The following is a 24,084-nucleotide window of genomic DNA, read 5'->3' on the forward strand; positions in this document are numbered from 1 at the left end:
GGTGCGGCCCCGCCGACGGAGGCCATCCGACGTACGGCAGGCTAGGAGCATGGCTGACGGCTCCTGGTACGACGCCGACATCGACCACGTGATCATTTCCGAGGCGCAGATCCGCGAGAAGACGGCGGAGCTCGCCAAGCAGGTCTCCGCCGACTACGCCCACGTGGGCGACGGACTGCTGCTGGTGTGCGTACTCAAGGGTGCGGTGATGTTCATGGCGGACTTCGCCCGGGCGTTGGGCCGCAACGGCCCGCCGGCCGAGCTGGACTTCATGGCCATCTCCTCCTACGGCCAGGGCACCACCTCGTCCGGTGTGGTCCGCATCCTCAAGGACCTGGACCGGGACATCGCCGGTCGGCACGTGGTGGTCGTCGAGGACATCGTCGACTCCGGGCTCACCCTCTCCTGGCTGCTGCGCTACCTGGAGTCGCGCTCGGCAGCGAGCGTCGAGGTGGTCGCGCTGTTCCGTAAGCCGGACGCGGTCAAGGTGCCGGTCCCGGTGAAGTACGTCGGCTTCGACATCCCCACCGAGTTCGTGGTCGGGTACGGCCTGGACTTCGGTGAGCGCTACCGGGAGCTGCCGTACGTCGGCGTGCTCAAGCCCGAGGTCTACGCCCGCTCCTGACGTCCCGGCCGTGAGCCGTCGCGGCGGCTCGGTGGCGGCGCGAGGCCCATTCGCATCGGCATCCATCAAGCCGACGTTCAGCGCGCTCTCAGGTGTTGCGGTTACCGTGGAGCACGGTGGCCCGGAGGTTACTCCGCGTCCGACCCCCTCGACCGCGTGACCGGGCGTTCGGGTGGCCGGGCCGGACTCCCTGCCACGCCGGTGACGACCCGGGGCGTTTGACGGCGCACGACTGCGGGGCTCGCAAGCTCACTCCTCGCGTACACGGTGTACCGTCGAATGACCGCGGCGCGGCAGTTTTCGCGCCTCGGGGTCGAGGCCGGCCCGCACGGCGGCTCCGGCCGCCGCACACGCGGCGACACCATCAGACGGTCAGGACGTCGATCAGGAGGATGCGGGCGCCTCGGCGCTCGACAACAGCATGGAACGTACGCGTTTCTTCCGCCGACCGGTGGTCTGGATCATCCTGGTCATCCTCGGCGCCGTTGTGCTCAGTCAACTGTTCACCGCTGGTCCCAGCTACCACCGCGTGGACACTTCCGTTGCGCTCGATCAGCTGCACACCGCCAAGATCAACAAGGTCGTCTTCCAGGACAAGGAGCAGACGGTCCAACTGGACCTCGCTCAGAAGACGAAGTTCGGCAAGACCGAGACCGACCGGATCGAGGCCCAGTTCCCGTACCAGGCCGGCGACCAGATCTGGAACGAGGTGCTGGACGCCAAGGCGGCCAACCGGGTCACCGGCCCGGCCGATGTCAAGGTCTCCTCGGACAGCATCTGGGTGAGCCTGCTGGTCAACCTGCTGCCGATCGCGCTACTCGTCCTTCTGCTGCTGTTCTTCATGTCGCAGATGCAGGGCGGCGGCTCCCGGGTGCTCAACTTCGGCAAGTCCAAGGCGAAGATGATCACCAAGGACACCCCGAAGACGACCTTCGCGGACGTCGCGGGTGCCGAGGAGGCCGTCGAGGAGCTGCACGAGATCAAGGACTTCCTGCAGAACCCGGCGAAGTACCAGGCTCTGGGCGCCAAGATCCCGAAGGGCGTGCTGCTGTTCGGCCCGCCCGGCACCGGGAAGACCCTGCTGGCCCGCGCGGTCGCCGGCGAGGCCGGGGTGCCCTTCTACTCCATCTCCGGCTCGGACTTCGTGGAGATGTTCGTCGGTGTCGGCGCGAGCCGGGTCCGCGACCTCTTCGAGCAGGCCAAGGCGAACGCCCCGGCGATCGTCTTCGTCGACGAGATCGACGCCGTCGGCCGGCACCGTGGCGCCGGCATGGGCGGCGGTCACGACGAGCGCGAGCAGACGCTCAACCAGCTGCTCGTCGAGATGGACGGCTTCGACACCAAGGGTGGGGTCATCCTGATCGCCGCCACCAACCGGCCGGACATCCTCGACCCGGCGCTGCTGCGCCCGGGCCGGTTCGACAGGCAGATCCCGGTGGACGCCCCCGACATGGAGGGCCGCAAGGCCATCCTGCGGGTGCACGCCAAGGGCAAGCCGTTCACCCCCGACGTCGACCTCGACTCGGTGGCACGGCGTACCCCGGGCTTCAGCGGCGCCGACCTGGCCAACGTGATCAACGAGTCGGCCCTGCTCACCGCCCGCAAGGACCAGCGCGCCATCACCAACGACTCGCTGGAAGAGTCGATCGACCGCGTGATCGCAGGTCCGCAGCGACGGACCCGCGTGATGAGCGACCAGGAAAAGAAGATCACCGCGTACCACGAGGGTGGGCACGCGCTGGTCGCCTGGGCGCTGCCGCACGCCGCGCCGGTGCACAAGGTGACGATCCTGTCGCGTGGCCGCTCGCTGGGCCACACCCTGGTGCTCCCCACCGAGGACAAGTACACCCAGACGCGCGCCGAAATGATCGACACCCTGGCGTACGCGCTGGGCGGTCGGGCCGCCGAGGAGCTGGTCTTCCACGAGCCCACCACCGGTGCCGGCAACGACATCGAGAAGGCCACCCAACTGGCCCGCGCGATGATCACCCAGTACGGCATGAGCTCCAAGCTCGGCGCGATCAAGTACGGCACCAGCGGAGACGAGCCGTTCCTCGGCCGCAACATGGGCCACGAGCGGGACTACTCGGACTCGGTGGCCGCCGAGATCGACGGCGAGATGCGGGCACTGGTCGAGCTGGCGCACGACGAGGCCTGGGAGATCCTGGTGGAATACCGGGACGTCCTGGACAACATCGTGCTCGAGCTGATGGAGAAGGAAACCCTCTCCACCGCCGACATGGCGCGGATCTGCTCCCGGGTGGTCAAGCGCCCGCCGCTGGCCCCGTACAACGGCTTCGGCAAGCGCCAGCCCTCCACCGAGCCGCCCGTGCTCACCCCCGCGGAGAAGGACAAGCTCAAGGCGCAGGCCCAGGCTGACGGCGCGCAGGCGTCGGTCGGCGGTGGGGCGCCGTCCAACAACTCGGACGGCACGCACTGAGCAACGACCCGACGGCCAGCTCCCCCCACCGGGAGCTGGCCGTCTCCGCGACCGAACCCGACGGCGACGACGAGCTGGACTACGTGGCCGCGCGGCTGATCAGCGGCAAGCTGACCGGCCGCCCGGTCGAGGACGCCGTCGACCTGGGCCGCATCGAGAAAGCCGTCCGCGAGATCCTGATCGCGGTCGGTGAGGACCCGGACCGCGACGGGCTCCAACAGACCCCGGCCCGGGTCGCCCGCGCGTACGCCGAACTCTTCGCCGGGCTGCGGGTCGACCCGGCGCAGGTCCTCAGCACCACCTTCGAGGCCAACCACGAAGAGCTGGTGATCGTCCGGGACATCGACGTGATGAGCCTCTGCGAGCATCACCTGCTGCCGTTCCGGGGCAGCGCCCACATCGGCTACATTCCCGGCCCGGACGGGCGGATCACCGGCCTGTCCAAACTGGCCCGGCTGGTCGAGGTCTTCGCCCGTCGACCCCAGGTGCAGGAACGGCTCACCTCACAGGTCGCCGACCTGCTGATGAGCAAACTCGAACCACGCGGGGTCGTCGTGGTGCTCGAATGCGAGCACATGTGCATGGCGATGCGCGGCATCCAGAAGTCCGGTGCCAAGACCATCACGTCGGCGGTACGCGGCATCCTGCAGTCGGACTCGAAGTCACGGGCCGAGGCGATGGCACTGATCATCCCCCGCTGACCCACCGACACACCACGGCCGGCCGACCCCTCCGGGACGGCCGGCCGGTGCCGTTCCCGCCCCGACCTCGCCCCGCGCAGCCCTCGCTGGTCAGCCGGCGAGCAGAGCCAGCAGCAGACCGGCCGTGACCAGCACCGCCGGCACCAGACACACCAGCGCACCGAAGCGCTTCGTACGGTCCAACCGCTCGGTCGGAGCGACGCGGAACAGCCGGCCGATGCCGACCCACCCGGCGACGAACGCGACCGCCGGCATCGGCAGCCCACAGATCAGCGCCGCCACGGTGGCCGGCCCGATGCCCGTGGCCGCATACACCGCGACCTGGATCAGCGGCACCACCAGCGCCAACGGCCCGTACACCAGAAGGTTGCGCAGCCGGGCCGGCCAATACACCGGCCGGAACCGGCTCCGCGTGCCCAGCGCCGCGTCTGCCGCCTCGGCCCGCCCCCGCGCGGCCCGCAGCGCCGCCAGCACCGCCGCCGGGCCGCCCGCCATCGACCGGGCCGCCTCGGTCAGCTCCGGCGGCGACGGCACCAGGGAGATCGCCGGTACGCCCAACTCCCGCAGTCGCTCCTGCTGACTCGCCAGCCCGGTCCGGACCGCCGTCAGCTCCTCCCGGGCGGCCTCGGCCGACCGGGCCTGCTCACCGGCGGCGGCAGCCGCGCTGCGGCGTACCCCATCCAGCTGACGCGCCGCGGCCAGGTACTCCGCCCAGACCGTGCTCGGCTCGATCGCCGTCGGCGTTACCTGACCGTTCGCCGACGCGGCCCGCTGCCGCCCCAGCCCGGTCACCGTCGCGTTCGGACCCACCTCGACACCTCCCGCTCGCGCCACCGGGTCAGCCGGTCTCGTCAGCGAACGGCACCAGGACCCGGCCCCGCTCGTCGGGACCGTCCCACAGCACCGCCCGGTCGGGGCGGACCTGCCACTCCACCGGCCTTCCGAAGACGGCGGTGAGCTGCGGAACCGGCACGTCCAGCACGACCACGGCTGTCAGCTTGTCGACCTCGCCCGCCGGCTCGAACAACGCCGCGAACGGCGGCACCGCCCGCCACCAGCCCAGCAGGTGCCTCCCGGTCGGGGGCCCGTCCCGCAGCAACGCGCGCAGCCGGTCCACCGACAGCTCCCGAGGGCCCGGCCGGTCCAGACCGAAGACCACCAGGTATGTCGGCAGGTCGTCGGCCGAATCCGCCAGCAGCGTCGGCAGGTCCACCACCTCGGCCGAATGCCGGGTCGCCAACTCGGCGGTCAACGCCTCCGCCAGCGCCCGCGAGCCCGGGTCCGGTGCCGCCACCAGAAAACGAGCGGTACCCGGCGGATGATGGTCGGCGGTGCTCCGGGCGGCCGTCGCCAACAACCCGCCCGCCGCGGCACCCGAACCCAGCACCGCGAGGTTGCGCCCAGCCGCCGGCCCCAACGGCACGGCGACCGTCGAGCGGGCCAGGTCCACCGCACGGCCCAGCAGCGCGGCCGGCCCGTGCGCCTGCCCGGCCAGCGCCGCCCGGTGCCGAGGATCGTTGCTCAGCAGAGGTCGGGCGTAACCGGCGAAGACCACCGGCGGCACCGACCCGGCCGGGCGGGCCGCCCACAACTCGTGCCGAAGCTCCTCCACCACCTCCGGGTGGTCCTGCGGGTCCGGATAGCGGATCAGACGCTCGTGACCGCGGATCGCACCCCGAGGGCCGCCGAGCCCTCCGGCGGTGTTGACCACCGCGCTGCCCACCGGCAGACCGGCCGCCGAGTCGTTCGTCGGCTCCAGCACCGGGCTGCCACCCGGCAACGCCACCCGCACCGGGAACTGCCCGAGCACCGAATCCCGGTGACCGGCGTCCGCGCGGACACTCAACCCCAGCTCACCCGCGCCGGCCAACACCAGGTGTACGCCGAACGCCCGGCCGGAGCGGGCCAACCCGTCCACCTGGGCCGCCACCTCGGCGGCCAGCCGATCCCGCTCCGCGAAGAGCAACGGCACGTTCTCCACCACGCAGACGATGCGGGGCAGCGACTGATGCTCACGCAGCTCCGCGAACCGTTGCCCGCCGGCCCGCGCCGCCGCCTCCGCCCGCCTCCGCACCTCGGCCGTCAGCTCGTCGAGCAGATCCCGCACGTACTCCCGATCGGCGGCCATCGCGGCAGCCCGCACCTGCGGAATCCATGACCGGTCCCGCTCGGTCTGCAGGAACTCCACGAAGGACTCACCCTCGCCGAGATCCGCCAGGTAGAGCGCCAGCTCGTCCGGGCCGTACCGGGCGGCCAGGCCCAGCAACGCCGTCGTCAGGAACGCCGCACGACCCCCCGCGGAACGGCCACTCACCAGCCAGTGCGGTGTCAGCTCGGTGAAGCCCAGCGGCACCGACCGGCCCCCGGCATCGCCGACCGTGGTCGTCATCCCGTCCACGGAGTCCGACTCCCACAGACGCTCACCCGTCGGCGGCAGCAGAGCCGCCAACGCCAACCGTGAACCCGCCTCCACCTGCTCGGCCAGCCGTCGACAAACCGCGTCCACCAAACCGGCCGGCGGATCCGACTCCACGAACACCGGCGAGTTCAACCCACCAGGGGGATCCGCGCCCGGCCCGGCGAAGGACGCCCCCGGCGGATCACCGACCAACGCGTACGCGTTGCGCAACGCCACAGCGGTGGTACGCGGCAGCGGCGCCCGGACCGCGTACGGACCGGCCGGGGGCCAACCGGCCACCACCAGATGCAACCCCGCCACCGGACCCTGCTCGGCCAGCGCCTCAAGCCGGGCCAGGTCGCTAGGGCCGGTCGACTCCGGCAACGCGGCGACCACGACCAGCAACGTACGGTCGTGCCGACGCCGCCCACTCGCACCCGGGGTGACCCACTGCTCCGCCTCGGTCAACACCGCACGCAGACCTGTCACGTCCACCGCAGGCGGGGGCAGCAGGCCAGCATCGGCGAGCGGACCGAACGACGCCAGCACCGAACCGGTGGCATCCACCGCACGAACCAACAACGCACCCGCCGGTGTCGCACCCAACAACCGCAGGAGTACGGCCCGGAGCAACCCCGCCACCCGCGGCTCCCGGGCATCCGCGTCCACGCTCAGATGACCGGTGCCCACCAACGGCACCAACGCGGGAAAACGGGCGTCATCCAACGGCGCCGCCGTGCCGACCCGCACGAACAGCGGCGGACCGTCACCCGCCGGAGTGTCAGCGGTCAGCGAATCCAGTGCCGCACCCGACCAACCCGGAGCCAGTCGTGCCGCGACCTCGCGCAGACGGTCGGCCACCTCGTACTGGCGGCGCTGATCGGCCGGGGCCGGTCGCGTCTCGTCCAGGATCCCGGCAGCGGCGGTCGCGACTGCCGCCGCCCGACGATGCAGAGCTGCGGCGCGGTTCGTACGTGCCTTCGGACCGGCCACCGCGTCCACCCCCTCTGCCCGAGGTTGGCAACCCCTCCCGGCAGAGACGGTATCCCAGCCGGGTCCCCTCCTCCGGGAGGTGCCTCGGCGGTGCGCCGGGGATGTCGTGGATCTCACCGGTGGGGAGGGGTCCGTCACGATCCGCTGGATCTGAGGCATTGGCTCCGAGGCGTCCAGCCGATAACGTCAGGAGGTGGAATCAGTGCAGCCCCCCGCCGGTTCCCAGGTCTCCCGCGTACCGGCCCAACGGGCACCGTCCGAGCAGCTACCGCCGGCTGCGGCACCACCGGCGCCCCAGCCGCCGCGCCGTCGAATGCGGACCGTTCTCACTGTCGTCGCCGGGGTCCTCGCTGTGCTCTGCATGGCCGGAGCCGTCACGGGCTACGTGCTGTACAACCGCGCGGCAGCCCCCGACCGCAGCGCACCCGACGTGGCTGTGGACAACTACCTACGCGCATTCCTCGTCGACCGTAACGACGCGAGAGCGGACCTCTACACCTGTGAGGGTGGCGCGGAGTTGGAGGCCATCCGGACCCTGCGGAGCGACCTCCTTGAGCGTGAGAAGCGTTTCGATGTAGCGATATCCGTCAGTTGGGCGAGCCTCAGCGTCGGGAAACATGGTGGTTCCGCCGCTGTCGAGGTCACGTTGATCATCTCGGCTCGTGTTGACGGGATTAATCAGAGCGACCGCCAACCCTGGCAGTTCGAAACGCGGGATGACGATGGTTGGCGAGTTTGCAGCGGAACAAAGATCGGCTGACGTCACTCGATCCATAACAGGTGGACCGGTACCTCCAGGGTGGTGGGTGACTGGCCGCGCCAGGCCCAGCGGTACCACTCCACCTCCGGGGTGATCCGGACGCAGATGTCTCCCTCTGCACCCGAGTAGGTCTCGGTGACCGCCCGCAGGTCGCGATGTTCGAGGCCGCCCTCGACGTGCACCACCCGTCGACCGGTCACCGCGTCCGCCTCGAAGACGGGTGTGGGTGGCCGGTGTGCCGGTCCGTCCAGCGAGACCAGCCGGATGCCGGTCTCCCGTTCACCCTCTGTCGCTGGGCGGCTGCCGACCGTCTCCACCCAGACCCGCTCGACCGGCACCAGCGGAGCGAACACCTCCACCTGGTCGGCTTCGGCCCGGTACCACTCGTGCTCGGGGATGACCGGCACGTAGGTCCGGGCGTTCTGCACCACCCGGTCGTCCGCGCGCAGGTCGCCACGCCAACCCATTCCCGGCAGCCCGACCAGAACCCGTCTCCCCCGTAGCTCCACCCGCTCGGTGGCGGGGACGACAGCCAACGGGCGGGGTGGCCGGGGCGCCCAGTCCGGCTGGTCGGCGAACGGGTCCGGCAAGGGTCCGGTCATGCTTGCGCCGGCCTCACTCGGCGGCACGAAGCGGGGCGCCCCGCCCGCGCATGAACGGAACCGGATCGATGGCGCCGGAGCTCTTCCGGTTGTTGCGCTCGTGCACCTCGAAGTGCAGATGCGGGCCGGATGAGTTGCCGCTGCTGCCGACCTGTCCGATCACGTCGCCGGCCGAAACGATCTGATGCACCTTGACGCGTGGCTGGACCACCATGTGGCAGTAGCGGGTGATGTAACCGCCAGCGTGCAGCAGGTCGACGAACCAACCGCAGCCGCCCTTGTCCGGATACCCGTCGACGTCACAGTCCCGCCGATTCCTGTTGTCCGGGTCGCACTGGGCAACCAGCACCCGACCGGATGCCGCAGCGCGGATCTCGGTGCCCTTCGCCGCACCGATGTCCACTCCGTGGTGGCTGGGTCGGCTGGCGGTGCGGAAGCCGGAGCCGACGTCGCCGGGGATCGGTGCGGTCCAACCGGAGGCGGCGATCTCGCCGCGCTCGGCCGCGTCGCACACCGCCTTGCCGTTGATTTCGACAGTGCGGGCCGCCCCGCCGGCCAGCGCGTTCACAAGTTTGCTGGCCAACTCCTCGTGCTTGGCGTAAGCGTCCGGATAGGCGCTGACCTGGACCTGCTGTGCCACCACCGTCAGCGGTCGGCGTTGCCAACTGCGGACCTTGACGAGCTTCTCGTAGAACTTCCGAGCTGCGTACGAGGGAGTCAGCCGCTCGGCGACCGATCCCCAGCCGGGCCGTTGCTGGAACAGCCCCAGCGAGTCGTGGTCGGCCCCGATGCCCTCGTTCGGCAGGTTGAGGGACTCGGGCTCGGCTCTGTTCGCCAGGTTGCGCAGGGCTGACTCCTGCATGGCGGTCGCGAGGGCGATCACCCAACCTCGCGACGGCACACCCATGTCCTGACCGACCTTGATGATGATCGCAGCATTGCGGACCTGCGCGTCGCCGTACTCGGCGAACCGCGGCAACTCGCCCACGATGTCCACCGGACGGACCGGTCCGCAACCCCAGCCGGCCAGATTGTCTCCGTCCTCCGCGTCGCCGCCGAGCCCACTCAGGAAGAACGCCGCGGTCCCGCCGGTGCAGCAAAGCAGAAGCAGCACGCCGGTGAGCATCGTGGCGATCACGCCGACGCGCACCGGTCGGCGGATGGCGGAACCCCTGCCGGCGCTCACGGCCGCTCCCAATCCACCACGTCGACCATCCACCCTTTGTCGGAGGTGACGAGTTCCAGCCTCAGCCGGCCGTTGTCCAGCGGAAGCAGCAACTCGACGAACGTCTCGGTGCGCTCCCGCATGGTCGGTGGACCGGTGACCTGCTCGGCGGGCACAGTCTCGGGTTCGGCGCCGGCCATCTTCTCCGTCAGGGCGGGGGTGGAGAGCGGTCGGAGGCCGGCCTGCCACTCCTCCGTGGTCATCCCGGGGCGGCCCAGCCACGCCTTGGTGAATCGGTCGGCGGTCTGTTCGGGCGTCCGCCCACCGGGCGACGTCACCGGTGCTGGCGGAGTCTCGTCGGAGAGCACCCCGTCGTCACCGGTCGTCGGGTCCACTGTGGTGATCGGCTGGTTCGGGCGGTTGCTCAGACCGTCGGTGGGATCGAGAGGGCCAGACATCAACCGAGCCGCGCCGAGCACACCGAAGACGAGTACCGCGATGACCAGTGCCACGCCCAGCCGGGACCGCAACGCCCGGGTGACGAGAAACTCCAGCGCCCGTCGCATCACCGTCACCGCGCCTCTGAGCGCACCCGGGGTCCGGAACGGTCCGGCGTGCGTTCCGTCGATCCCGGCCGGTAGACGACGAACGACGGGTTCTCGGCCGGCACGTCCGGCTCGGTCCACGTCGCCGGCTGGCGGCGACGTGGCTGGGGGGCGACGGGACGGCCCCGACGTCCGGTCTCGGTTGCCGGTGCCTCGTCGGGACGTTCCCGACCGTCGGGGCGTCCGCGGTCACGCTGGCTCTCGCTGGTAGTCGACGGCGTCGAGACCGGATCCTCCCGGCGGGCCTCCGGGCGCAGTCGAGTCTGCTCCGCGACCGGTGACCGTCGACGCCCGCCCACCGGCTCGGCCGTGCCGCCCGGCTCCGCCACATCCAGTCGTGCCGCGGTCCGCATGTCCCGGAAAAACCGTCGATGCCAGGAGCCGGCCGAACTCACCGCCTCGCTGCTGTCCTTGCCGCCGAGCTGGGTGATCCGGCGGTACGGCCGCAGCAGCAGCCAGCCGACCACCCCGCAGAGCCAGACGAGCACCACCTGAAGCCAACCCGCCAGGGTGGGTGTGCTCATGATCAGATCGACGGCGAACAGGTAGATCGCGGCCCCGGTGCCGAAGATGGCGATGTTGAACACCGCGGCGACCACGGCGTTCGCCAACCGTCGTAGGCCGGCGCTGGCGGGCCGGAGCAGACCCACCGTGCCCAGGATCGGTGCCGCGATCACCGCCCACCGGAAGATGAGGAAGCCCAGCAGGACCAGCAACGACGCCGTCAGGTCGAACATCGCGAAGAGCAACGCGGCCAGCACCGCGATGAACCCCGCGCCGACCCGGTCCATGTCCCGCACACCCTGGAGATATTCGTACGCCTCCGGGTCCTCGGTCTGGATCTGCTGCGCGACCCGTGCCCACTGCTGCTGCTTGGCCTTGATCGTCGCCTCCCGGGTGGCCGGGTTGGCGCGCAGCTTCTCGGCCTCGTCCCAGGAGAGTGCCTTGGCGTCGTACAGGGCGGGGCCATACTTCCGGGCGGTCTCGCTGTCCGCCGAACCCAGCACTCCTCGCAGCCAGTTCCGATACAGCATCGCCTCGGTCGCGGTGTCACTGGCGCGTACAGCGGGCGGTCGCTTGTCTACACAAGCGTCTGGGTTAGGGACGGCGCAACGATCTGGTGGTGTGTCCCGGGCTGCGGGACCCACGGCGTCGTGTACGACACCCAATGTGGTGACCAGGGTGCCGTCCGCGACGTTCGCCGACTTGACCGGCCAGGCGGCGAGGGCCGTGACCGCGACCATCACCAGCAGTGCCCAGCCCGCGGTGGTCATCGCGTTGCTCATGTCCGACTGACGGGACCGCCAGAGCAGATAGAGCCCCACCACACACAGGGTGATGATGCCGAAGACGCTGAACACTTTCTCGTACACGGCCTTGGTGGCCTGCTTGACCAGCGGATCCGCCCACCCCCACATCGAACGCGGGTCCCAGGCCCGCTCGCGCAGCGCGTTCGAGGCCCCCACGATCGCTGTGGCGATCATGAACTCCCCGTTCGCGACGGTGGTGGTGAACTTGTAATCCGGGTGCAGGACGGACGACGCGCAGCCGCCGGGGATGTCGTAGGTCGGGTAGCTGTAACCGGCGTAGCCGTAGTCGCTGTAGAGCCCTTTCGGCCCGAGTTCCTTGGCCGAATCCGGTCGACCGGCGAACCAGCCGGCGAGGCCGGAGTCCGGTGTGCCCGGGGTCGGCGCGTTACGGCATTTGACCTCGTCCTCGCTGACTGTCTGGAGCTTCTGTACGCAGGCCCGGAAGTCGGCCTGCCATTCGGCGGTCGTGCAGAGGTCGGCGCGGGCCTGGGCGACGGGTGGTGCGGCGGCTGCGGCCTCCGCACCGATCAGCGGCCAGGTGAGGGTGGCCCCGGCGAGGACGCCGAGGGCGAGCAGGAACGACGCGATCCTTGCCCGGGCCCCAGGGGCTGGGGCCCGGCCCTTCGCCTCGGTTCGACCGAGGACCTTGACCCAGGCCCTAGCCATGTCACGCCTCCAGATCCGGCAGGGGGATGCTCGGCAGGACTCCGGCCGCCGCGGCGATCGCGGCAGGCGTCGTATCGAGGTGGTCCAGCAGCCCTTCGACGTACGAGACGTCGACGCGGACCTTCTGCACCCGGCCGTCGACGTCGCGCATCACGAACTCGCGGAAGCCGAGGCGGGAGGCCGAGTTGGTGTCGGCGGCGGAGAGCGAGGCGAGAGTGGCCTCGTATCCGTCGTTGACCGGCACCCGCAGCAGCCGCAGCGCTTCGGAGGCGATCTCGGTGTCCTCGGCGATGCGGCCGACGAAGACGGTGGAGACGAGGTTCTGCACGTCGAGGCCGAGGATGTCGCGGGGGTTCTGCGAGGCGACCAGTGCGGCGAGGTTCCACTTGCGGGAGTCGCGGGCGAGTCGGACCAGGAACGAACGCCCGGACCGCCAGCCCTCCATGAAGTGCGCCTCGTCCAGGCCGACCAGTTTGCGGGACGACATCGAGCCGCCGTAGCAGCGCCGGACGGCGAGCCGGTGCGCGGTGTGCAGCATCGGGAGGGCCAGCGCCTCTTCGGCCGACCAGTACTCGCGTTCAATCTTGAGGTCGGGCAACCGTAGCCCGGCCATGGTGATCACGGTGAGTGCGGCGTCGGCGCCGAGCAGCCCTTCCGGGGGGCGGCCGAAGAAGAGCATGGCCAGGGGCATCTCGGCGGTGTCCAGCAGGAGGTTGGCCAGCTCCTTGCCGGCGTCGTCGTCGAGGCGCCCGAGGCAGCTCACCACGTCGTCGAGGGTGGATGTCTCCTCGGCGGGGACCTGGCGCACGGCGTGCCGGAACAGGGTGGCGGTGGACGCCTCCCTGGCCACCTGCGGCGGTACGAGCATCATGCAGATGTCCTGGACCAGCATGCGCCGCTCGGCCCGCGCGTTGGAGACCGCGATCTCGAACTCACGGTCACCGGCGGCCCCGGTGCCGAACTCGGTGCGCAGGGGCGTCGGAATGAGCGAGTAGGGCGCCAGGGTGCCGTGCTCCGAGCCGGTCAGGTTCAACACCCGGGAGTACGGCCGGAGCTCGGGCATCGAGCAGAGGCGGGCCAGTGGCCCGGACGGGTCGAGCAGGGTCACCTGGACACCCCGGCGGGCGGCCAGGTAACCCAGGGCGCCGAGCAGGGTCGACTTGCCACCACCCGGTTCGGCGACGAAGACCGCGAGCCCGGAGCGTTCCCGGACCTCCATGGGGAAGTGCAGGTCGAGGAAGACCGGGCGGCGGCAGGTGCCGGCGGTCCGACCGATCAGGTCGCCGCGCCGGTCGCCCACGTTCGATGCGGCCTGGGGGAGTGCGGCGGCGAGCAACGGCACCGGCATACGCCGGACGTACCCGGTGTTGGCGATTGGCTCGCCGGGGATGAACTCGCGGGCCAGCCAGTCCTGGTTCTTCGGGTGTTGCAGCGAGATGCGCAGTTCCCGGGAGTAGAGCTGGATGAGCCGGCGGGCCCGCTCCAGGCATTCCTCCCTGGTGCGGCCGCCGACGGCGATCCGGTGCCAGCCGTGCGCACGGGCCGAGTCGACCGGTAGGCCGGTGGTCATCTCGTCGCCGATCACCAGCGCCCGCTTGGCGAGCCGTTCCAGCTCCGGGGGTGCGTCGATGCCGTGCTCGGCGTAGTCGAGCTGTTGCGAGCGGATCATCCGCAGCCGGTGCTCGAGGTTACGGAAGGAGTCGCCGGAACCGAGGATGTCGACGCGGGTGGAGATCTCCATCGGCCAGGGCAGCCGCTCGTGGAAGTGCAGCCAGGGCTCGTGCCGTTCCGGGATCTCCAGCGGCTCCATCCGGCCGACCGCGAGCACGGCAACGTGCCGTTCCTCGCCGGTCATCCGGTTGACCAGCTTGACCGTCGAGCCGTACGGGGTGCGGTAGCGCTCCACCTGCTCGGTCAGGGCGAGCAGGTCACCGCGTTCCCAGCGCCCGTCGGTCACCGGCGAGAGCGTGCCGGGGGGTGCCATGCACAGCGCCACCGAGCGGTAGAGCAACCACTCCAACTCCTGTGCGGTGACCCGTCGGCCCCGCATGCCGAAGGCACCGAGCACCTCGTCGAACTGCTCGACGGTGCGGCCCAGCTTGCGGCGTTCGCCCTCGGCGGTGCCCCGACCGAAGGTGCGCAGCATGCGTTCGGTGAGGGAGTCGCCGAGGGAGCGGCGGGCGAAGGTGACGCCGAGGTAGGTCTGGCCCTCGGCGTGGTTGACCGCCATCAGGTGCCGTTGGGCGGCGACCAGGTGATCGGCCCAGCCGTTGGTGCCGGGAACGTCGGCGAGCGGCGCGGCGGTGTGGGCGTCGATGGTGCGGGCCCACTCGTCGGCGGGGAACGGCCTGGTGGTGCGGCGCAGGTGCAGCCGGAAGCCGGCCAGGCCCGCGTACTGCTCGGAGATCGCCGACAGGAGCGCCTCGCGTTCGGCGTCCGGCCGGAATGCCCAGCGGACCTCGGGCAGCCAATACCAGGCGGTGACTGTGTTGGGGGTGAAGGTGAGGTGACCGGCGATCTCGGTGATGGCCAGTTCGACCGACGGGTCCCGGTCGCCGAACTTGATCTTCGGCGCGCGGATCCGGGTCGGCTTCGTCGGACGGTCCTGACGGCTGGCGGCGCGTCCTCGGGGCGGGGCGACCTCCTTACCCGCCCCCTTGGGTCGGTCCGCGGCCGTGGTGCGGCGTTGGGGCCGCTCCAGAGCTGGCCGGTCCGTCGGGACGGCGCCGGCCGGATGCTCGACGGGCGCGGTCGGTCGATCCGCCGGAGGGGTGGGAGCCGGGGGGCGTTCCACAGGTGCCGTCGGCCGAGCCGACGTCGCCGTCGGCCGGGAGGACGGTGTGCTGTCGGGTGGGCGGGTCGCCGGACTGAGGGCCCTCGGCGCCGGGGCTGCCTCGGCTGCCTCGTCGGCCGGCCGGGGCATCGGCAGTCGATCGCCGGCCTGGTGCGGCACCCGCGACTCGTTGCCCGGGTAACCGCCGTGCCGGGGCTCGACGCGCCGGCCGCCGTTGCCGGGCTGGTCGTCCGGGGTCCACGGTGGTTCCAGGTCGGGGACCGGTCGAGCCGGTGTCGGACCGGCCGCAGGCGGTTGCTGCTGCGGGATCGCCACCTGCTCGCGCGCGCTCGGGCCGGCCGAGACGGCTCGTGGGCCGGGCCGAGCGCCACCGAAGAGGTCCAGGAAGGGTGAGTCGATGTCGGCGTTCTCGCCGGCGGAGACCGCGCTCGGCTCGGCGGGGGGCGTCCGGCGAGGGACTGGGCGGGGTGCCTGGAACACACCGACCGCGCCGTGGCCGGGCGAGGTCACCAGCGCGGGATCGAGAGCGACCTCGTCCTCGTCCTCGGTGTAGTCGAACGACTGCGCACGGTGACCTGCCGGCGCGGCCGGGCGGCCGGCCGGGGAACCCGGCGTGGACGAGCGGCTCATGCGACCGCCCTACCGACTGTCGACAGACTGTTGCCCGCGTCCTGCGACGCTCCGATCGGCGTACGCCCGGTCATGCCAGCTCCTCCCGGATCCTGATCCGGCTGCCGACCAGGCGCGGATCGCGCTGTTCGACCGCCGGCTCCCGGGTGCGTCGCCAGTCGGTCAGCGCGGTGCGGATGACCACCCGCGCCGGCCGATCGGGGTCGACGTGCCGGAAGATGAACGACGTGGTCACGATGGCGAGCGCGATCTCCCAGGCCGGGAAGAGCTCGACCGTCAACGTGAACAGCCAGTGGATGAACATGTAGAGGGGGACCAGCAGCATGAAGAGCCCGTACTGGGCGTAGGGCAGGTGGACCGGAAGGGTGTAGCCGGGCGGCCCGAGGTAGACCAGGCGGGCCCGGTAGATGTCGTCGTCGGTGCGCAGCCGCATCTGGTGAACGCGCCTATTCGAAGATCAGGTCGATCAGGTAATCGCCGACGAAGAAGAGCGTCGCCGCGCCAGCGATGAAGGCGAGGCCGACGATGGCGATCGCCGAGCTGGTCAGCACCTTGGAGATCTCGCCGCGGCTGGCACGACCGATGAAGATGACGCCGAGGACGGCGAGCAGGATCGGCGCGATCTTGCTGGCGAAGAAGGTGACGACACTGTTGGTGTCGATCCCCTTCGGTGCCGGCTCGGCGAGCGGAGCCGACGCCAGGGTGGAGAGCGCGTGGGCGACGCCGGACGACGCCGTCTCCATGAGCTCGTAGGCGATCACTGGAACCTCCCCATAGCGCGGCCGGCGGTGCCGCGGCGGTGCAATAGGCGAACCTGGCGGGAAAAGTGCTCCACAGGGCGCAGCGTCTTTGACCCTGTGTTCGTTACTCACCACAGAGCGTGGCGAGGTTTGGGCGGTTTTCCCCCGCTTCGGCCCTCCCTCCACGCTTCGCCATCTCGATGCTGGCCAATTCCAAAGCGTACGGCCCGCCCCGGATTGCGACAAGCTGCGAAGGGACCGCCCGACGCTGCCCGAATGACCGATCGTACACCTGTTCTAATGAGCACGTCAGGGGTGGTGGTTCGGGGCCGACCCGGGTCGGTGGGTGCCGCTGCCACGACCGGTACCGTCTAGTCGTGACCGATCTGGTGCGGGCTCCGGGCCCGGTGGTGATGGGCGTCCTCAACGTCACGCCGGACTCCTTCTCCGACGGCGGACGGTACGCCGACCTCGACGCCGCCGTCGGACACGGCGTCCGTCTGCGCGACGCCGGCGCGCACCTGGTGGACATCGGCGGCGAGTCGACCCGCCCGGGCGCCGAGCGGATCGACGCCGCCACCGAGGTCGAACGGGTGTTGCCGGTCATCCGCGAGCTGACCGCCGCCGGTGTCGTGGTCAGCATCGACACCAGCCGGGCGCGGGTGGCGGAGGCCGCCCTGACCGCCGGCGCGGCGGTGGTCAACGACGTCTCCGGCGGGCTCGCCGACCCGGACATGGCCCGCGTGGTCCGGGACGCGGACTGCCCCTGGGTGCTGATGCACTGGCGGGGTCACTCCCGTGAGATGCGTGAGCTGGCCACCTACACCGACGTGGTGGCCGATGTGCGGGCCGAGCTGACCCAGCGCGTCGACGCGGCGCTGGCCGCCGGGGTGGCCGCCGAACGCCTCGTCGTCGACCCCGGCCTCGGCTTCGCCAAGACGGCCGCGCACAACTGGGAGCTCAGCGCCCGACTGCCGGAGCTGCTGGACCTCGGCTACCCGCTGCTCTTCGGCGCCAGCCGCAAGTCGTACCTCGGCGGACTGCTCGCCGCCCCGGACGGGACACCACGGCCGACCGCCCAGCGGGAGGCCGCGACTGTGGCGACCAGCGTGCTGGCGGTCGCGGCCGGTGCCTGGGGCGTCCGCGTGCACGACGTGCGGGCCACCGCCGATGCGCTCGCCGTCTGGGCCGCGACCGGCAGCCCGCGCCTGACCACGGCGCGCCACAGCCAAGCGCACGAGGGCCACACGCACCAGGGCCAGGCGCAGGAAGGCCGCACGCACCAGGACCGAGCGCAGGGAGCGCCGCGATGAGCAGGGACCGGATCGAGCTGACCGGCCTGCGGGCCCGTGGCCGGCACGGGGTGTACGACTTCGAGCGGGCGCAGGGGCAGGACTTCGTCGTCGACGCCGTCCTGGAGATGGACCTCGCACCGGCCGCCGCCAGCGACGACGTCACTGACACCGTCCACTACGGGGAGTTGGCCGAACGCCTGGTCGCCGTGGTGACCGGTGAGCCGGTCAACCTGATCGAGACTCTCGCGGACCGGCTCCTCGCCGTCTGCCTGGCCGACGAGCGGGTCGACACCGCCATGATCACCGTCCACAAACCGGAGGCGCCGGTGCCGCACACCTTCACCGACGTGGCCGTCACCATGACCCGGACGCGGACCCGATGACCAGGGCCGTGTTGTCGCTCGGCAGCAACCTGGGCGACCGTCTGGAGCACCTGCGCACGGCCGTCGCCACGCTCGGCGACGCCGTACTCGTGCTCTCCGGGGTGTACGAGACTCCGCCGTGGGGGGACGCCGACCAGCCCGCGTACCTCAATGCGGCGGTGCTGGTCCAGGACGGGAGCGCGACCCCGCGCGACTGGCTGGAGCGGGCCCGCGACGCGGAGCGCGCGGCCGGGCGGGTGCGTGACCCGCGGCGGCGGTTCGGCCCGCGCACCCTCGACGTGGACGTGATCGCCGTGTGGGGTGACGACGACGAGCCGGTGCTCAGCGACGACCCGGAGCTGACCCTGCCGCATCCACGGGCGCACCTGCGCGCGTTCGTGCTGCGACCGTGGATCGACATCCAGCCGTACGGTCGGCTGCCCGGCCACGGGTGGCTGACCGACCTGCTGACCACGGGTCCCGTGGCGGACGAGGCGCTGGAACTGCGTCCCCGACCGGAGTTGGCGTTAGAGTCGACGGCATGACCGAGCGGAGCCGGCCGGCATGACGCAGGCGAAGTCCTCACCACCGGGCGGATCGGGCCCGGATCGGTCCCGGATGGGCCCTACCCGGATCTCGACTCTCGTCGTGGCCGCCCTGGCCTCGGCGGCGGTTGCCTGGCTGCTGATCAGCAGCCTCTACTACAGCGGCATTCCGCGGCTGCCCTGGCTGCCGGTGGTGACGCTGGCCGGGCTGGCGGTGCTCGAGGCGTACGCCGCTGTCAACACCCGGGGCCGGATCGAACGCAAGCCCGGCCGGGACCCGGTCAACCCGCTGCTGGTCGCCCGTTTCGTGGTGCTGGCCAAGGCGTCGGCACTGGCCGCGGCCATCTTCGCCGGTTTCTACGCGGGGCTCACCGGGTGGCTCTTCGTGGAGACCACCCGCGCCGCCATGGACGACCGTCCGGCGGCGGGCGGGGGACTGCTCGCCTCGCTGGCCCTGGTCGGTGCCGCGCTGTGGCTGGAGCGCTCCTGCCGGGTGCCGGAGCGTCCGGACGACGACCGCGAGCAGGACCCACGGGACAGCCGCCCCGGCCAGCGCTGAGCAGGGGGTTACGCCCGGCTGCGGTCGCGGGTACGGTGCCTGCGATCGGGGAGCAAGGGCCACCCACGGTTCGTCCGCGCGCCGGACCGGGGAGGGCCGGCCACTGGGGAGGACGGCGTCATGGGGTACGACGAAGTGGGCCGGGAACGGTCGACGGAACCCTCGTCCGGGGTACCCGCCGCCGTTCTGGAGAACGTCTTCGACGACCCCACCCATGGTGAACCCGGCCGGGACCGGATCGGCGTGCACCTGGGATGGGAGTTCCTCCTGCTGGCCGGGCTGGCGACCCTGGGCTGGCTGCTTTGGCAGGAAGACTCCGCCGCCCTGCGCGGCGACAACCTGCGGACCTTACTGGTGGCCGCGGTCGGGCTGGGGCTGCTCGCCCTGGCCGCCGGGCTGAGTCTGCGGACGGCGGCACCGAACCTGGCCGTCGGGCCGATCGCGCTCGCCGCCGCCCTGCACTACGCCGAGCAGGGCGATCGGGGCCTGCCCGCGTCAGTGGGGCCGGCCGTGGCGGTCGCCGCGCTGGGCGGGCTCGCGCTGGCGTTGGTAGTGGTGGTGCTGCACGTGCCGGGCTGGGCGGCCAGCCTGGCCGGCGCGGCCGGCGTGGTGGTGTTCATCGAACGGCGTACGGCGCCGGTGCTGGTGCAGGGCGACTACGACCCGGGCCGCAGCGCCGGATACCTCTTCGCCGGCTTCGCCGCGGTGGCTGTCCTCGGCGGGTTGTTCGGTGCCATCCGGGCCGTGCGGCGGCTGGCCGGCAGGTACCGACCGATATCCGACCCGGCCCGGCGGCGGGGCACGCTGGCGGCCACCGTCACCGCTGTCGCGTTGGTCGGGTCCAGCGTGCTCGCCGCCCTCGCCGGTGTGCTGCTCGCCGCGAACGGCCCCGAACTCGTCGCGCCCACCTCGGGCCTCGACTGGACGGTGCTGGCGGTGGGGGTGACCCTGCTCGCGGGCACCAGCGCGTACGGCCGTCGGGGCGGCGTGTTCGGCACGTTGCTGGCGGTGGGTGTGGTCACCCTCTTCCAGACGTACGCGCCGGAGCGCGGTTGGACGCTGAGCAACTGGGCGGTCGGTGGGGTGGTGCTCGGCGTCGGACTGCTGGTGACCCGGCTGGTCGAGACGTTCGGGCGACCCCGACCGGGCAGCGTCGACAAGCCCGAGCCGGTCAACGACGGCACGATCAGCGCGGGCTGGACCATGCCGCAGTCCCAGCCGGTCGACAACTGGCCCCCGACGCTGCCGACTCCCGCCGCGCCCCAACCGGTCGACCCGTGGCGGGATCCGCGGTGGGAGGACGGCCCGCGCCGCTGGGACACCGACGAGCGGTGACCGGCGTCGCGTCGCGTCCGCCGAGCCGGGGCTGATCTCGACGGTTAGGCTCGGCGGCATGACCGACACACCTGCCGCCACCCCCGGCGGAACCTCCTTCGAGGAGCTTGACGCGTTGCCCACCGAGGAGCTGCGGGAGCGGGCGTTCGCCCTGGCCCGGGAGCGTCGCGACGTCGGGTTCTACTGGTCGGTGATCCGACACCTGCCGAACGCGGACGAGGCCACGGTCCTGGACGGCGCACCGAACTCGATCGGCCCGACGATCGACGAGGCCAACGCGCTGTGGCGTGAACTGACCGGTCACGGGTACGAGGAGTCGGCGCCGCTGCTGCGGGCCGCCTTCATCGACTACCTGATGAAGCACTGAGCCGCTCGGGGCAGCCCAGGTCCGCCCGCGCTACCGGTTCGGGGTCTGGGCGTATCGCGTCGTTGCTGCACCGCTCCGGCCCAGTCGGTCGGTACGGCACGGCGGCCGGCACCGGTGCGCTCGCCGTGCTGCTGCTGGTCGGCATCGCCGGCAGCCCGGCTTTCACCCGCTGGGCAGCCACGCAGACCGACCCGGAGTCCGCCGCCGCGTTCTACGTGCGCCTGCTCGCGTGGCCGGCGTGGCGGCTCGACGCGGACGGGCAGCCCGGCGGGTTGTTCGCCGCCGACCTGCGTGCCGTGCTGGTGGTGGTCCTCGCGGTGGGTCTGCTCTACCTGCTGCCCGCCGCCCAGGTGGCCCGGGTGCCCGGCTCGGTCAGCCAGTTCTTCTCCGGCTGGGCCGCGTACGTGCTGGCCGCCGGGCTCGCGGCCGTGCTCGCGGCGCTGCTCGGCCCCGACCCGTCCCTGCTGGCCGCCCTACAGGACGCCAGCACGGGCGCCGGCTACGGCTTCCTCACCGGTTGGATCATCGGCACCGCCAGCCTCGGCGGCCGCGCCTGACCCGAAGCCAACCGGCCCGGGCCGAAGTCAACCAGCCCGGCCGGGTCGGCCGACCCGGACCGGCGCGGCCCGGGCCCGACGTCGGCAGCCCACGGGCCGACCAGCCCGGGACAGGCCCGGTCGGCGTCGGGTCAGTTCGTCGTGCGGCCGAGGTCGAGCAGGCGCTGTCGGGTGAGCGTGCCGACCGGTCGCCCGGCGTCGGTCACCACGAGCTGGTCCCGCCCCGAGGTGAGCAGCACCGCCAACGCGTCGTACGCGGAGCCGTCCAGTGCGACGGTGGGCAGGTCGGCGGCGTTGTCGCCGGACACCGGCTCCAGTGACTCCCGGTCGAGTGGGGTGACCGCCAGCCGGCGGATGCCCCGGTCGGCGCCGACGAACTCGCGGACGAACGGGGTGGCGGGCGCACCGAGCAACGCGGCCGGCGTGTCGTACTGCTCCAGGTGCCCGCCTGCGGAGAGGACAGCGATCCGGTCGCCGAGCCGGACGGCTTCGTCGAGGTCGTGGGTGACCAGCACGATCGTCTTGCGGACCTCGGCCTGGAGGCGGAGGAACTCCTCCTGGAGGTGGGAACGCACGATCGGATCGACGGCGGAGAACGGCTCGTCCATCAGCAGGACCACCGGGTCGGCGGCGAGCGCACGCGCCACCCCGACCCGCTGCCGCTGGCCGCCGGACAGCTCGTTCGGGTAGCGACCGCCGAACTGGCTCGGGTCCAGCCCGACCAGGTCGAGCAGTTCGTCGACCCGCGCCTTCGTCCGGCCCTTGGGCCATCGCAGCAGTCCCGGCACCGTGGCCACGTTGGCCCGGACCGTCTGGTGTGGAAAGAGGCCGACGTTCTGGATCACGTACCCGATCCGGCGGCGGAGTCGCACCGGGTCGACGTCGGTGACGTCCTCGTCGCCCAGCATGATCCGGCCGGCGGTCGGCTCGATCAGACGATTGATCATGCGCAGCACCGTCGACTTGCCGCAGCCGGACGGGCCGATCAGCACCACCAGCTCGCCGGCCCGGACGTCCAGGCTGAGCTCCCGGACGGCCTCGGTGCCGTTCGGATAGCGCTTCTGGATGCCCTGTAGGGAGATCGACGCCGCACGAGGGGATTCGGCCACGTCGGCAGCCTCCGGGGTAACGTCCACGTATGTCCTTCCGCCTGAGCTACCGGGCCGACCCGGGTAACCCCTGGTTCTCCTGGCAGTACGTGCGGGACAACTCTGACACGATCCTCGCCGCCGTGCGCGAACACGCCTCCCTCACCGGGCGCGCGGTGTTGATCGCGGTGCTGATCGCCCTGCCGTTGTCCGTTCTCGCGTACTGGTTCCGTCCGCTCGCCGGGCCGATCCTCGCGGTCAGCGGGGTCGTCTACACCATCCCGTCGTTGGCGCTCTTCGCGTTCATCGCCCCCTACCTGGGCACCGGCACGACGACGGTGCTGGTCGGGCTCGTCCTCTACGCGCTGCTGCTGATGGTGCGCAACATGGTGGCCGGGCTCAACCAGGTGCCTCCGGAGGTCGGCGAGGCCGCCGAGGGCATGGGCTACGGCCGGTGGGGTCGGCTGTTCCGGATCGACCTGCCCCTGGCGCTGCCGGGGATCGTGACCGGCGTCCGGCTGGCGACCGTCTCGACGGTGGCCCTGGTCACGGTCGGGGTGCTGGTCGGGCACGGCGGTCTCGGGCAGTTGATCTTCGCGGGTTTCCAGAACAACCTCTACAAGGCCGAGATCATGACCGCCGCGCTGCTCTGTGTGGCGCTCGCGGTCGTGCTCGACCTGCTGCTCGTCCTGGTCGCCCGGCTGGTGACCCCCTGGTCCACCCGGAGGGCACGGTGACCGTCGCGGCGAACCCGATCAGCCAGGCCGTCGTCTGGATCAACGACCCGCTGAACTGGACCAACCCCGGGGGCATGCTGGACCGCCTCGGCGAGCACCTGACCATCTCCGCCCTGGCGGTGGCGCTCGGCTGCCTGGTGGCCTGGCCGCTCGGCCTCTGGCTCGGGCACGTCGGTCGGGGCGGCGGTCTGGTGGTGCTGGTGTCGAACGCCACTCTGGCGATCCCCACCCTGGCGCTGCTGACCATCCTGCCGGTGGTCTTCGCCAGCGGCTTCGGGCGTACGCCGGTCGTGGTGGCGCTGGCCGTCTTCGCCGTGCCGCCGCTGCTCGCCAACGCGTACACCGGGGTGCGGCAGGTGGACCCGGAGACCCGCGACGCGGCCCGGGGGATGGGCCTGTCCGGCGGGCAGCTGCTGCGTCGCGTCGAGCTGCCGCTCGCGGTGCCCTACCTGGCGGCCGGTTTCCGGACGGCAGCGGTCCAGGTGATCGCGACGGCGGCGCTGGCGTCCTTCGTCAACGGCGGTGGCCTCGGCCAGATCATCCGGACCGGCTTCGGCATCGGTATCGCGGCCGGCGGCGGGCAGATCGTCGCCGGCGGTGTGCTGGTGGCCGGCCTGGCGCTGCTGGCCGAGGTCGTGCTCGGTGGCGTCGAGCGGCTGGTCACCCCGCGTCCACTGCGGCGCGGGCGGCGGGGCGGGGCCCGACCCCGGCCGGCCGACGCCACCGGGAGCGCCTGACCCGCTGACTCGTCCGGGTGAGCCCCGCGTCGAGCTGGCGGCCGGCGGTGGGCCGATCGGTGACGATGCGGTG

At 71.7% G+C, this 24,084-nt stretch carries 23 protein-coding genes; 13 read left to right on the plus strand and 10 right to left on the minus strand.

Going from position 1 to position 24,084, the window contains the following annotated elements; genetic code table 11:
- Nucleotides 1-49: 49 nt before the first annotated feature.
- The 3 genes from hpt (at nucleotide 50) to folE (ending at nucleotide 3,766) form a co-directional block, all read left to right on the plus strand.
- Complete coding sequence (gene hpt, locus GA0070612_RS07655; RefSeq protein ID WP_030328005.1) at nucleotides 50-625, plus strand: hypoxanthine phosphoribosyltransferase; 576 nt, start codon at nucleotides 50-52, stop codon at nucleotides 623-625.
- Nucleotides 626-1,046: 421 nt separating this feature from the next.
- Nucleotides 1,047-3,065: an ATP-dependent zinc metalloprotease FtsH gene (ftsH, locus tag GA0070612_RS07660; protein WP_088987278.1), complete on the plus strand. Its 2,019-nt coding sequence runs from the start codon at nucleotides 1,047-1,049 to the stop codon at nucleotides 3,063-3,065.
- 35 nt (nucleotides 3,066-3,100) lie between these two features.
- A complete protein-coding gene (gene folE, locus GA0070612_RS07665) occupies nucleotides 3,101-3,766 on the plus strand; it encodes a GTP cyclohydrolase I FolE (RefSeq protein WP_088987279.1) in 666 nt (221 codons plus the stop codon).
- Nucleotides 3,767-3,856: 90 nt separating this feature from the next.
- Here folE and GA0070612_RS07670 read toward each other — a convergent pair whose 3' ends face one another.
- Together GA0070612_RS07670 and GA0070612_RS07675 are read right to left on the minus strand one after the other, a co-directional pair.
- Nucleotides 3,857-4,558, minus strand: coding sequence for a hypothetical protein (locus GA0070612_RS07670; protein WP_408630559.1), 702 nt, complete (start codon nucleotides 4,556-4,558; stop codon nucleotides 3,857-3,859).
- A 46-nt stretch (nucleotides 4,559-4,604) separates the two neighbouring features.
- Nucleotides 4,605-7,166: an FtsK/SpoIIIE domain-containing protein gene (locus tag GA0070612_RS07675; RefSeq protein WP_088987281.1), complete on the minus strand. Its 2,562-nt coding sequence runs from the start codon at nucleotides 7,164-7,166 to the stop codon at nucleotides 4,605-4,607.
- A gap of 193 nt (nucleotides 7,167-7,359) precedes the next feature.
- On the opposite strand from GA0070612_RS07675, the gene GA0070612_RS07680 reads away from it, so the two are divergent.
- On the plus strand, nucleotides 7,360-7,917 hold the full coding sequence (locus GA0070612_RS07680) for a hypothetical protein (protein ID WP_088987282.1): 558 nt from the start codon (nucleotides 7,360-7,362) through the stop codon (nucleotides 7,915-7,917).
- 2 nt (nucleotides 7,918-7,919) lie between these two features.
- Here the strand turns inward: GA0070612_RS07680 and GA0070612_RS07685 are convergent, their stop codons facing one another.
- The 7 genes from GA0070612_RS07685 to GA0070612_RS07715 all read right to left on the minus strand — a co-directional run bounded on the left by GA0070612_RS07685 (nucleotide 7,920) and on the right by GA0070612_RS07715 (nucleotide 16,450).
- Nucleotides 7,920-8,519 (minus strand): hypothetical protein, encoded by a 600-nt coding sequence (locus tag GA0070612_RS07685; protein ID WP_088987283.1) that lies wholly within the window; start codon nucleotides 8,517-8,519, stop codon nucleotides 7,920-7,922.
- A 13-nt stretch (nucleotides 8,520-8,532) separates the two neighbouring features.
- Nucleotides 8,533-9,645, minus strand: coding sequence for a M23 family metallopeptidase (locus GA0070612_RS07690; protein WP_167393698.1), 1,113 nt, complete (start codon nucleotides 9,643-9,645; stop codon nucleotides 8,533-8,535).
- A gap of 56 nt (nucleotides 9,646-9,701) precedes the next feature.
- A complete protein-coding gene (locus GA0070612_RS07695) occupies nucleotides 9,702-10,259 on the minus strand; it encodes a hypothetical protein (RefSeq protein ID WP_088987285.1) in 558 nt (185 codons plus the stop codon).
- Complete coding sequence (locus GA0070612_RS07700; RefSeq protein WP_231924498.1) at nucleotides 10,256-12,265, minus strand: MFS transporter; 2,010 nt, start codon at nucleotides 12,263-12,265, stop codon at nucleotides 10,256-10,258. Before GA0070612_RS07700 ends, GA0070612_RS07695 begins: the two co-directional genes overlap by 4 nt.
- Nucleotide 12,266: 1 nt before the next feature.
- Nucleotides 12,267-15,689: an ATP-binding protein gene (locus GA0070612_RS07705; RefSeq protein ID WP_088987286.1), complete on the minus strand. Its 3,423-nt coding sequence runs from the start codon at nucleotides 15,687-15,689 to the stop codon at nucleotides 12,267-12,269.
- A gap of 70 nt (nucleotides 15,690-15,759) precedes the next feature.
- A complete protein-coding gene (locus GA0070612_RS07710; RefSeq protein WP_053654782.1) occupies nucleotides 15,760-16,122 on the minus strand; it encodes a hypothetical protein in 363 nt (120 codons plus the stop codon).
- Between the two features lie 13 nt (nucleotides 16,123-16,135).
- Nucleotides 16,136-16,450 (minus strand): hypothetical protein, encoded by a 315-nt coding sequence (locus tag GA0070612_RS07715; protein ID WP_088987287.1) that lies wholly within the window; start codon nucleotides 16,448-16,450, stop codon nucleotides 16,136-16,138.
- 356 nt (nucleotides 16,451-16,806) lie between these two features.
- Between GA0070612_RS07715 and folP the strand changes: the two genes are divergently transcribed.
- The 7 genes from folP (at nucleotide 16,807) to GA0070612_RS07750 (ending at nucleotide 21,449) form a co-directional block, all read left to right on the plus strand.
- A complete protein-coding gene (folP, locus tag GA0070612_RS07720; RefSeq protein ID WP_231924499.1) occupies nucleotides 16,807-17,742 on the plus strand; it encodes a dihydropteroate synthase in 936 nt (311 codons plus the stop codon).
- Nucleotides 17,739-18,107 carry a dihydroneopterin aldolase gene (gene folB, locus GA0070612_RS07725; RefSeq protein WP_088987288.1) on the plus strand — a complete coding sequence of 123 codons (369 nt, stop codon included), beginning with the start codon at nucleotides 17,739-17,741 and terminating at the stop codon, nucleotides 18,105-18,107. The genes folP and folB overlap by 4 nt, the downstream gene beginning before the upstream one ends.
- Nucleotides 18,104-18,631 (plus strand): 2-amino-4-hydroxy-6-hydroxymethyldihydropteridine diphosphokinase, encoded by a 528-nt coding sequence (gene folK, locus GA0070612_RS07730; RefSeq protein WP_088987289.1) that lies wholly within the window; start codon nucleotides 18,104-18,106, stop codon nucleotides 18,629-18,631. Before folB ends, folK begins: the two co-directional genes overlap by 4 nt.
- A gap of 19 nt (nucleotides 18,632-18,650) precedes the next feature.
- The gene (locus GA0070612_RS07735) at nucleotides 18,651-19,190 is read left to right on the plus strand and encodes a DUF3180 domain-containing protein (protein WP_088987290.1); all 540 of its coding nucleotides are present in this window, start codon (nucleotides 18,651-18,653) and stop codon (nucleotides 19,188-19,190) included.
- Between the two features lie 120 nt (nucleotides 19,191-19,310).
- On the plus strand, nucleotides 19,311-20,525 hold the full coding sequence (locus GA0070612_RS07740) for an ABC transporter permease (RefSeq protein WP_088987291.1): 1,215 nt from the start codon (nucleotides 19,311-19,313) through the stop codon (nucleotides 20,523-20,525).
- Nucleotides 20,526-20,583: 58 nt separating this feature from the next.
- The gene (locus tag GA0070612_RS07745; RefSeq protein WP_088987292.1) at nucleotides 20,584-20,892 is read left to right on the plus strand and encodes a hypothetical protein; all 309 of its coding nucleotides are present in this window, start codon (nucleotides 20,584-20,586) and stop codon (nucleotides 20,890-20,892) included.
- Nucleotides 20,893-20,954: 62 nt separating this feature from the next.
- The gene (locus GA0070612_RS07750) at nucleotides 20,955-21,449 is read left to right on the plus strand and encodes a hypothetical protein (RefSeq protein ID WP_231924500.1); all 495 of its coding nucleotides are present in this window, start codon (nucleotides 20,955-20,957) and stop codon (nucleotides 21,447-21,449) included.
- A gap of 131 nt (nucleotides 21,450-21,580) precedes the next feature.
- On the opposite strand, the gene GA0070612_RS07755 is transcribed toward GA0070612_RS07750, so the two are convergent.
- Nucleotides 21,581-22,585: an ABC transporter ATP-binding protein gene (locus tag GA0070612_RS07755; RefSeq protein WP_088987294.1), complete on the minus strand. Its 1,005-nt coding sequence runs from the start codon at nucleotides 22,583-22,585 to the stop codon at nucleotides 21,581-21,583.
- Nucleotides 22,586-22,587: 2 nt separating this feature from the next.
- Between GA0070612_RS07755 and GA0070612_RS07760 the strand changes: the two genes are divergently transcribed.
- Together GA0070612_RS07760 and GA0070612_RS07765 are read left to right on the plus strand one after the other, a co-directional pair.
- On the plus strand, nucleotides 22,588-23,274 hold the full coding sequence (locus tag GA0070612_RS07760; RefSeq protein ID WP_088987295.1) for an ABC transporter permease: 687 nt from the start codon (nucleotides 22,588-22,590) through the stop codon (nucleotides 23,272-23,274).
- A complete protein-coding gene (locus tag GA0070612_RS07765) occupies nucleotides 23,271-24,011 on the plus strand; it encodes an ABC transporter permease (protein WP_088987296.1) in 741 nt (246 codons plus the stop codon). Before GA0070612_RS07760 ends, GA0070612_RS07765 begins: the two co-directional genes overlap by 4 nt.
- The last annotated feature ends 73 nt before the right edge of the window (nucleotides 24,012-24,084 follow it).

Origin of the sequence: Micromonospora chokoriensis (assembly GCF_900091505.1) — a bacterium.
GTDB lineage: Bacteria > Actinomycetota > Actinomycetes > Mycobacteriales > Micromonosporaceae > Micromonospora > Micromonospora chokoriensis.